The sequence below is a fragment of the Rhizobacter sp. P2_H3 genome (assembly GCF_056403355.1).
The window spans coordinates 1-9,474 of sequence record NZ_JBFUFQ010000224.1; the positions used below are offsets into that span (position 1 = coordinate 1).

The following is a 9,474-nucleotide window of genomic DNA, read 5'->3' on the forward strand; positions in this document are numbered from 1 at the left end:
GCCGGCTTCGGCGTCGGCCACGATCGGTGCGAAGTAATCGCGGTAGTCGGCATCGCCCGGGCCCTTGCCCTCGGACCACTGGATCTGGTCGGCGCGCTGGAAGGTGTTGTTGATGCGGCGCACCACCATCGGCACCGAGTTCGCCGGGTACAGCGACTGGTCGGGGTACATCTCGCCGGCCAGGTTCGCGTCGCCGGCCACCTGCCAGCCGCTCAGGTAGACCGCCTTCAGCCCGGCCTTGACCTGCTGCATCGCCTGGTTGCCGGTCAGCGCGCCGAGCGAATTGATGAAGGGCTCGGTGTGGACCAGGTTCCACAGCTTCTCGGCACCGCGCTTGGCCAGCGTGTGCTCGATCTGCAGCGAGCCGCGCAGCCGCACGACGTCGGCCGCGCTGTAGCCGCGCTTGATGCCCTTCCAGCGCGGGTTCTCGGCCCAGTCTTTTTCGAGGGCGGCGATCTGTTGCTGACGGGTCGGTTGGCTCATGTCGGTCTCCGGAAGTGACGGTGTGGAAAAACGAGGACTTGATGGCTTCAAGAATAGGAGCCGGCCGTCTCTTCCGGAAGACTTGTGTCTTATATAAGACTAAAAATAATCTTCAATGAAATCAATGATTTGATCCTTCTATTTCTGGATGTGAAATCGACTTCTTCCATCTGGAAGAATGAGCGCAGCAAGGCATCACTGTTTTTCCACAATACGAAACGATGTTTTCTTGATGCGGAAAGCTGAAATGCGAGGCGCGCATCTTGCGAGGCGTGCCTGTCACCTGCGCGCCATGCTGCGCAGCCAAGATCGCGAACTTTCAAGGAGGGCCTGCCCGTGTCGTACCGTCGTTTCTCAAGCCGCCTGCGGCTGTGTCTGCTGGCCTCGGTGTGCGCAGGCCTGAGCGCCTGTGGTGGCGATGATGGGCCGTCGTCCCCGGGCGAGCCCGCCGCTTCGCTGACCATTTCCGGCACCGCGGCCACCGGTAGCGCGCTGGCGAATGCCACGGTCGCCGTGCGCTGCGCCGACGGCAGCCAGGGCACTGCCACCACCCGCGCCGACGGCGGCTATTCCGCCGCCTTCAACGGCAAGCTGCCCTGCGTGCTGGAGGCCGATGCGGGCACGCTCGGCAAGCTGCACTCGCTGGCCACGGGCAGCGGCAGCACCGCCACGGCGAACATCACGCCGCTGACGGAAGCCCTGGTGGGCAAGTTCTCGGCGGACACCGTGGCCTGGTTCGCGGGCTTCGACGCCACCGCAGGAGCCAAGCTCAGCACCGCCGCGGTCTCCGCCGCCCAGGCCGCGGTGAAGGACGAACTGGTGGCCAACGGGGTCAGCATTCCCGCCTCGGTGAGCGACTTCCTCGCCGGCGCGCTGGTCGCCGCTTCAGGCAACACGCCCGGCAACGAGCACGACCAGCTGCTCGACGCACTCGCCGCCAAGACCTTCAGCATCAAGCTGGTGGCGATGAACGACTTCCACGGCGCCATCACCGCGCCGGCCGCCACCAACGGCGGCACGGTGACCCTGCCCGACCCGGCCCATGCCGCGGGCACCAAGGTCAACGTGGGCGGCGCGGCCTACGTGGCCACCGCCATCAAGGCGCTACGCGCCAAGGGCCCCAACAGCGTCGTGGTGGGCGCAGGCGACATGACGGGCGCCTCGCCCTTCGTCTCGTCGGCGACGCACGACGAAGCCTCGGTGGATGTGCTGAACCGCATCGGGCTGGAGATCACCTCGGTCGGCAACCACGAGTTCGACTACGGCCGGGCCGAACTGCTGCGCAAGCAGAACGGCGGCTGCTTCCCGGTCTCCGGCGCGCAAGGCACGGTCGGGGCCGACACCTGCTTCATGGACGCCGCCACCGGCACCTGGTCCGCCACCGGCGGCAGCTTCAGCGGCGCCAAGTACAAGTACCTGGCGGCCAACGTGGTCGACCAGGCGAGCAGCATGCCGCTGCTGCCGGCCACCGCCATCAAGCGCTTCGGCCCGGTGGCGGTGGGCTTCATCGGCCTGACGCTCAAGGGCACCACCGAGCTGGTCGCCGGCACCGGCATCAGCGGCCTGAGCTTCCTCGAAGAGTCGGCCACCATCAACAGCCATGCGAAGTCGCTGAAGGCGGCCGGCGTTCAGGCCGTGGTGGTGCTGATCCACCAGGGCGGCGTGTCGACCGCGACGACGGTCAACGACACCAGCTGCCCGGTCAGCTTCGGCGACCTGGGCGGCATCCTGGACAAGCTCAGCAGCGACATCGACGTGGTCGTCAGCGGCCACAGCCACCAGGAGTACGTCTGCAACTACACCGGCAAGGCCAGCGGCAAAAGCTATGTGGTCACGCAGACCGGCTTCTACGGCGGCGCGGTCACCGACATCAACCTGGGCATCAAGCTCAAGACCGGCGTGACCTCGATCGACGCCGCCACGGTGCCCATCATCCAGGCCGACAACAATGCCAGCGTGACGGTGCCTGCCGCCTTTGCCACCTTCGCCAAGGATGCGGACATCGCCGCGCTGGTGGACAAATACGTCGCCGTCTCCAACACGCTGGCGCAGAAGCAGGTCGGCACGATCGGCGGCAACCTGATGCGGGCGCTGTTCACCGGCACCACCAACCGCGACGAGTCCGCCGAGGGGGTGATGGGTTCGGTGATGGCCGATGCCTACCTGTACGGCACGCCCAACGGCGCCGACTTCGCGGTGGTCAACCCGGGCGGCGTGCGCGCCGACCTGACCTGCGGCGCCGGCGTGAGCGCGCCCTGCCCCGTGACCTACGCCCAGGTGAACACCGTCGCACCGTTTGCCAACACGGTGGTGAAGGTCAGCGTGACCGGCGCGCAGGTGATCCGCCTGCTCGAGCAGCAGTGGGAAGCGCCGAACTGCACCGCCAAGTTCAACCCCGCCACGCTGCAGTACGGGCGCCTGCTGCAGGTCTCCAGCGGCCTGACGTACAGCTACGACAACAGCGTGAACGCCTGGACCACCGGCGCCAGCCCGACCGACTGCGCGGCCGCGGGCACCGGCCACCGGGTGGTGGTGTCGTCGGTCAAGGTCAACGGCGTGGCGCTGGACCTGGCCAAGACCTACACGGTCAGCACCAACAACTTCCTGGGCCTGGGCAGTGGTGGCGACAACTTCAACGTGCTGGCCACCCTGGGGACCAACAAGGTGGACTCCAAGGTGATCGACCTCGACGCGATGATTGCCTACTTCCGCGAGAAATCGCCGGTCGCCCCCACGACGCCGCGCATCACGCGCCTCAACTGATGCGGCGTCGCTGGAACCTCGCCAGGGCGGCGGCCGGAACGGTCGTCGGGTTGCTGTGCAGCCTGCAGGCGCTGCCGGCCTGGGCGCTCGACGCGGCGCAACAGCGTGCGCTGAACGAGGCCGTGCAGCAGACCTCCCAGGCCTGCCTGCACGAGATGCACCACGACACCGACGAGTTCTCGGCGTGTGTCGATGCCAGGCTGCAGAGCGCTGCGGGCAAGCCGGTGGAGCAGCTCGGCACGGCCTACCTGGGGCTGGTGGGTTGCGTGTCGGCCGCGCGCATCGCCACCTTGCACTCGGATGTCTGCGCGCAGGCCTACCTGGCGCGCGTGGACCCGCTGCGCAAGCGCTTCAAGCTGAGCGACCAGGATCTGTGCCCGACGGTGGCGGGCGACTGCCGCAGCAGGCTGGCGCAGATCGAGGCACTGCGCCGGGACAGGAAGCCGCAGAAATAAAACCGCAGAATCGCAGGATGAGCAGCTTCGCCTTCCTGTCGAACAACGCCTTCCTGAAGGCGCCCGCGGCTTCGGCCGACACGCCTTACGCGGTGGCCGGCATCGCCTGGGACGGCTCGGTGACGAACCGCCCTGGCGCCCGCTTCGGCCCGCGCGCGATCCGCGAGGCGAGCCACATGCTGTGCGACGGCATCCACCCGTTCTTCGACACCACGCCCGACGGGCAGCTCGGCGATGCCGGCGACCTGCTGCTGCCGAACACCAGCCTCGAGCGCATGCGCGCGGCGATGGGCCCGCAGGTGGCGCCGCTGATCCGCGCGCACCACATGGCCTGGCTGGGCGGCGACCACTCGATCACGCTGCCCTTGCTGCGCAGCTATGTCGAGTGGCTGGGCAAGCCGCTGGCGGTGATCCATTTCGATGCGCACTGCGACACCTGGGAGGATCACTTCGGCGAGCCGAGCGGCCACGGCACCTGGGTCTACGAGGCGATCAACGAAGGCCTGGTGATCAAGGAATGCTTCACGCAGCTGGGCATCCGCTCGGCCGGCCAGCGCGAGGCGCGCGAGTACGTGCGCGACCAGGGCGGGCAGATCTTCACCGCACGCGAGCTGCGCGGTCTCGACGGCGCGGTGCAGATGCAGCCGGTGCTGTCAGCGATCCGCAGCCGGCTCTCGCGCCACGACAACCCTCCCGTCTACCTGAGCCTGGACATCGACTGCCTCGACCCGGCCTTCGCGCCCGGCACCGGTACGCCCGAGCCGGGCGGCCTGACGACGACGCAGGTGCTGACGGTGCTGGAGGAACTGGCCGACCTCCCCTTCGTCGGGATGGATTGCGTGGAGGTCTCGCCGCCGTACGACCACGCCGAGCTGACGAGCTATGCGGCCGCCAGTTTCGTGTGGACGTATCTGTGCGGACGCCTCAGCAGGGCTTCGATACCTCAGCCTGAACGGGCTTGAGTGTTCGTCAAACCGCCAGCGCCGTCGTCTTCTTGACCGTCCGCAGCACCAGCATCGAGTTCGAGCGCACCACCCCCGGCAGCCGCTCCAGCACCTCGGTGTGGAAGCGCTCCAGGTCGCCCGCATCGCAGTAGGTAAAACGCAGCAGGTAGTCGTTGGTGCCGGCGACGTAGAAGCAGTCGAGGATCTCTGGCACGTCGCGCACCGCCTGCTCGAACTCGGCCATCGCGGCCTGTGTCAGCTTCTCGAGGTTGACGATCGTGAAGCTGGTGCCCGGCTGCCCGACCGCCTTCGAATCGATCAGCGCGACGTACTGCGCGATCACGCCGTTGTCTTCCAGCGCCTTGACGCGCCGCAGGCAGGCCGACGGTGACAGGTGAACCCGTTCGGCCAGCTCGACATTGGCCAGCTTGCCCTCGACCTGCAACACCTGCAGGATGTGGCGATCAATCGCATCGAGTTGCACCTTGGGCTTGCTGCTTGCCATATCCTGCGAATCCTTGATTGATTCTCCGCATGATATTGCGGCACACACTGGAATCGAGCTGCTTTGCGCAAGCAAATTTCGCGGCAGCCCGGCTAGACTGCGTGACGGAAATCACAGCGCTACCTGTCATGGACAACACCCTCGACGCCCACTGGATGCCCTTCACCGCCAACCGGCAGTTCAAGCAGGCGCCGCGCCTGCTGTCCAGGGCCGAAGGCATGCACTACTGGACGCCCGAGGGCCGCCAGGTGCTCGACGGCGCCGCCGGCCTGTGGTGCGTGAACGCCGGCCATGCCCGCCCGAAGATCGTCCAGGCGATCCAGGCGCAGGCCGCCGAGATGGATTTCGCGCCGCCCTTCCAGATGGGCCACCCGAAGGCGTTCGAGCTCGCGCAGCGTCTCGTGCAGCTGGCGCCGAAAGGCCTCAGCAAGGTCTTCTTCACCAACTCCGGTTCCGAATCGGTCGAGACCGCGCTGAAGATGGCGATCGGCTACCACCGCGCCCGCGGCGAAGGCCAGCGCACCCGGCTGATCGGCCGCGAGCGCGGCTACCACGGCGTCAATTTCGGCGGCATCTCGGTCGGCGGGCTGGTCGCCAACCGCAAGATGTTCGGCAGCCTGCTGCCGGGCGTCGACCACATCCGCCACACGCACGATCCGCGCAACGCGTTCACGCAGGGCCAGCCGCTGCACGGTGCCGAGCTGGCCGACGACCTGGAGCGCCTGGTCGCGCTGCACGATGCATCGACGATCGCCGCGGTCATCGTCGAGCCGGTCGCCGGCTCCACCGGCGTGCTGGTGCCGCCGCAGGGCTACCTCGAACGCCTGCGCGCCATCTGCGACAAGCACGGCATCCTGCTGATCTTCGACGAGGTCATCACCGGCTTCGGCCGCCTGGGCGCGCCGTTCGCGGCCACCAAGTTCGGCGTCACGCCCGACCTGATGACGGTCGCCAAGGGCCTGACCAACGGCGCGGTGCCGATGGGCGCGGTGTTCGCGAAGCAGCATGTGCACGATGCCTTCATGAACGGCCCCGAGCAGGCCATCGAGTTCTTCCACGGCTACACCTACTCGGCGCACCCGCTGGCCTGCGCCGCGGCACTCGGCACGCTGGACACCTACGCCGACGAAGGCCTGCTGACGCGCGGTGAAGCCATGGCGCCCACCTTCGAGCGCGCGGTGCATTCGCTGAAAGACCTGCCGAACGTGATCGACGTGCGCAACCTGGGCCTGGTCGGCGGCATCGAGCTCGCGCCGATCGACGGCCAGCCCGGCAAGCGCGCGTTCTCGGTCTTCCTCGACTGCTGGGAGAAGGGCCTGCTGATCCGCACCACCGGTGACACGATCGCGTTGTCGCCGCCGCTGATCATCGAGAACAAGCACATCGACCAGCTGATCGGCACCTTGTCCGACGCGATCAAGCGCGCGGCCTGAACATGCCCCCTCCTTTCAACCGCACACCAAAGGGCATTGCCTAGCGCCTACCGTATGAGCTTCCTGAGCGCCGACAGCGATCTCACCCGCCACTCGTACTACGCCGCGACCGTGCAGCGGACGGCGGGCTTTCCCATGCTGTCGTCGTCGCTCGACTGCGATGTCGCCGTCGTCGGCGGCGGCCTCGCGGGGCTCTCGGCAGCGATCGAGCTGGCCGACCGCGGCTACCGCGTCGCGCTGCTCGAAGCCCGTGAGGTCGGCTGGGGCGCCTCGGGCCGCAACGGCGGCCAGGCCATCGCCGGCCTCGCCTGCGAGCAGACGGTGATCGAGGACCAGCTCGGCCTCGACGCCTCGCGCCAGGTGTGGGCGATGACGCTCGAGGCGCTTGATCTCATCCACCAGCGCTGCAAGCGTTTCTCGATCGACTGCGACTGGCAATCCGGCTACCTGAGCCTGGCCATCAACTCGCGCAAGGCGCGCGAGCTGCACGACTGGCACGTGCTGATGCGCGAGCGCTACGACCACGACACCACCTGGATCACGCCGGCCGAGCTGCCGCAGTGGATCGCGAGCCCGCGTTTCCACAGCGGCGCTCACGATGCGCGCTCCGGCCACCTGCATCCGCTGAAGTACAGCCTGGGCCTGGCACGTGCCGCGGCGAGCGTCGGCGTGCAGCTGTTCGAGCAGTCGCCGGTCACGTCGATCACGCCCGGCCCCACGGTGCGGCTGACCACGCCGCAAGGCGAAGTGCGCGCGAAGCACGTGCTGCTCGCCGGCAACGTCTACCTGCAAGGCCTCGCGCCGCAGCTCGAACGCCGCATCATGCCGGTCGGCACCTACATCGTGGCCTCGAAGCCCGTCGATCCGGATCTCGCCCGCTCGCTGATCCCGTCGCGCGCGGCGGTGTGCGACACCAACTTCGTGCTCGACTACTTCCGCCCGACGCCCGACCACCGCATGCTGTACGGCGGGCGCGTCAGCTACAGCACCAGCACACCGCTCAACCTCGCGGCCAGCATGCAGCGCCGCATGGCGCGCAGCTTCCCGCAGTTGAAGGACACCGCGGTCGAGTTCTCGTGGGGCGGCTTCGTCGACATCAGCATGAACCGCGCGCCCGATTTCGGGCGGCTGCCCACCGAGGGTGCAGCCGCGGCCTCGAAACCGCACCACGACAACATCTACTACCTGCAAGGCTTCTCGGGCCACGGGCTCGCGTTGACGGGCCTCGCCGGCAAGCTCGTCGCCGAGGCGATCGACGGCCACGCGGCCCGCTTCGACACCTTCGCGAAGCTGCGCCACCGCACGTTCCCCGGCGGCCCGCTGCTGCGCACGCCGGCCCTCGTGATGGGGATGGCGTACTACCGCCTGAGGGACATGCTGTGAGGTGGCTGCCGATTGACTTTGCATTCGGCGCGGGCACACTCATTGCTCCTCTTGCGCTGTCTCTTGTGTTCTGTCTTGCGTTGCCAGTAAGCCCAGTGTGTTGCCGCTCAACAAGCGACGCGCAGCAAGCCCAATGAAAACACTGAACAAGCCGGTCGTCCTGATTCCCGCGTGCAACCGAATGGTCGGGCAGCACCCCTTCCACATCGCCGGCAAGAAATACATCGACGCGGTGCGCCTGGCAGGCTGCCTGCCGCTGGTCGTGCCCTCGTCCACCCCGGCCGAGATCGACGAGTTGCTCGACGTCGCCGACGGCGTGCTGCTCACCGGATCGCCATCGAACGTGCACCCGAGCCACTTCGGCGAAGAGGTGCGCGACGCCACGCTGCCGCTCGACCGCGACCGCGACGACTGGACGCTGCCGATGATCCCGCGTGCGCTCGAGCGCGGCATCCCGCTGTTCGCGATCTGCCGCGGCTTCCAGGAGGCCAACGTCGCGCTCGGCGGCTCGCTGCACCAGGCCGTGCAGGAGGTGCCGGGCCAGCGCGACCACCGCGGCGCGCCGCATTTGAAAGACGCGCCGCCCGAGGTCGTCTACGACTTCGCGCACGAGGTCACCGTGGTGCCCGGCGGCACGCTCGCCGGCATCATCGAGAAGCCCGCCTTCCAGGTGAACTCGGTGCACGGCCAGGGCGTCAACAAGCTCGCGCCGGGCCTGCGCGTCGAGGCCCGCGCGCCCGACGGCCTGGTCGAGGCCTTCTCGATGGCCGAGGCCAAGTCCTTCAACCTCTGCGTGCAATGGCACCCTGAATGGCAGGCCGCGCAGAACCCGATCTCGCTGCGCCTGTTCAAGGCCTTCGGCGCCGCCTGCCAGTCGTTCCGCGACCGCCACCGGGAGCCGCACCGCGACCCGGACCGTTAGGTGCGTTCCACCCTGCCCTGACGCTCGACCCAACCGCAGGTCATCCTGGCTTGCGGCCAACGAAACAAACAGGTGATCCCATGGTGGACAAGAACAACTTCAACTTCAGCGACCTCGAGCAGTGGCTCAACGACCGCCGCGTGACCGAGATCGAGTGCCTGGTGCCCGACCTCACCGGCGTGGCCCGCGGCAAGATCCTGCCGCGCGAGAAATTCACCGAGGACCGCGGCATGCGGCTGCCGGAGGCGATCGTCGCGATCGGCGTCACCGGTGAATTCCCCGAGGAAGGCCCGTACTACGACGTGATCCACGCGACCGACCGCGACATGCACCTGCGGCCGGACCCGAGCACGGTGCGCATCGTGCCGTGGGCGGTCGACCCGACCGCACAGGTCATCCACGACTGCTTCGACCGCGACGGCAAGATGATTCCGTACGCGCCGCGCTCGGTGCTGCGCAACATCTGCGACCTGTACGCCGCCGAGGGCTGGGACCCGGTGGTCGCGCCCGAGCTGGAGTTCTACCTGATCGAGCGCAGCACCGACCCGAACCAGCCGCTGCGCCCGCCTAAGGGCCGCAGCGGCCG

Annotated in this window: 8 protein-coding genes and 1 pseudogene; 7 read left to right on the forward strand and 2 right to left on the reverse strand. The window is 67.9% G+C overall.

Going from position 1 to position 9,474, the window contains the following annotated elements; all coding sequences use genetic code 11:
• On the reverse strand, positions 1-483 hold a 483-nt coding region (locus AC1D1T_RS26500; RefSeq protein ID WP_477992805.1), incomplete at its 3' end, for a beta/alpha barrel domain-containing protein.
• A 336-nt stretch (positions 484-819) separates the two neighbouring features.
• On the opposite strand from AC1D1T_RS26500, the gene AC1D1T_RS26505 reads away from it, so the two are divergent.
• From AC1D1T_RS26505 to speB, 3 genes are read left to right on the forward strand one after another with little or no spacing between them, the layout of a single operon-like run.
• Positions 820-3,246, forward strand: coding sequence for a bifunctional metallophosphatase/5'-nucleotidase (locus tag AC1D1T_RS26505; protein WP_477841095.1), 2,427 nt, complete (start codon positions 820-822; stop codon positions 3,244-3,246).
• Positions 3,246-3,701, forward strand: coding sequence for a hypothetical protein (locus AC1D1T_RS26510; RefSeq protein ID WP_465113586.1), 456 nt, complete (start codon positions 3,246-3,248; stop codon positions 3,699-3,701). Before AC1D1T_RS26505 ends, AC1D1T_RS26510 begins: the two co-directional genes overlap by 1 nt.
• A 17-nt stretch (positions 3,702-3,718) precedes the next feature.
• Positions 3,719-4,663 carry an agmatinase gene (speB, locus tag AC1D1T_RS26515; protein WP_477827539.1) on the forward strand — a complete coding sequence of 315 codons (945 nt, stop codon included), beginning with the start codon at positions 3,719-3,721 and terminating at the stop codon, positions 4,661-4,663.
• Positions 4,664-4,670: 7 nt separating this feature from the next.
• Here the strand turns inward: speB and AC1D1T_RS26520 are convergent, their stop codons facing one another.
• A complete protein-coding gene (locus tag AC1D1T_RS26520) occupies positions 4,671-5,150 on the reverse strand; it encodes an Lrp/AsnC family transcriptional regulator (protein ID WP_047512606.1) in 480 nt (159 codons plus the stop codon).
• Positions 5,151-5,278: 128 nt separating this feature from the next.
• On the opposite strand from AC1D1T_RS26520, the gene aptA reads away from it, so the two are divergent.
• From aptA to AC1D1T_RS26540, 4 genes and pseudogenes are all read left to right on the forward strand, one after another.
• A complete protein-coding gene (aptA, locus tag AC1D1T_RS26525; protein WP_047512603.1) occupies positions 5,279-6,583 on the forward strand; it encodes an omega-aminotransferase AptA in 1,305 nt (434 codons plus the stop codon).
• 54 nt (positions 6,584-6,637) lie between these two features.
• Positions 6,638-7,966, forward strand: a complete 1,329-nt coding sequence (locus AC1D1T_RS26530) for an NAD(P)/FAD-dependent oxidoreductase (RefSeq protein WP_477827505.1) — start codon at positions 6,638-6,640, stop codon at positions 7,964-7,966.
• 133 nt (positions 7,967-8,099) lie between these two features.
• Positions 8,100-8,888, forward strand: coding sequence for a gamma-glutamyl-gamma-aminobutyrate hydrolase family protein (locus AC1D1T_RS26535; RefSeq protein ID WP_477827506.1), 789 nt, complete (start codon positions 8,100-8,102; stop codon positions 8,886-8,888).
• An 80-nt stretch (positions 8,889-8,968) separates the two neighbouring features.
• Positions 8,969-9,474, forward strand: a pseudogene (locus tag AC1D1T_RS26540) (glutamine synthetase); the annotation flags it as partial.

Bases quoted from the DNA above. Each gene is read 5' to 3' on its own strand.
- speB (WP_477827539.1), top strand. From the start codon at position 3,719: ATGAGCAGCTTCGCCTTCCTGTCGAACAACGCCTTCCTGAAGGCGCCC.
- AC1D1T_RS26535 (WP_477827506.1), top strand. From the start codon at position 8,100: ATGAAAACACTGAACAAGCCGGTCGTCCTGATTCCCGCGTGCAACCGA.
- AC1D1T_RS26520 (WP_047512606.1), bottom strand. From the start codon at position 5,150: ATGGCAAGCAGCAAGCCCAAGGTGCAACTCGATGCGATTGATCGCCAC.
- aptA (WP_047512603.1), top strand. From the start codon at position 5,279: ATGGACAACACCCTCGACGCCCACTGGATGCCCTTCACCGCCAACCGG.
- AC1D1T_RS26530 (WP_477827505.1), top strand. From the start codon at position 6,638: ATGAGCTTCCTGAGCGCCGACAGCGATCTCACCCGCCACTCGTACTAC.
- AC1D1T_RS26510 (WP_465113586.1), top strand. From the start codon at position 3,246: ATGCGGCGTCGCTGGAACCTCGCCAGGGCGGCGGCCGGAACGGTCGTC.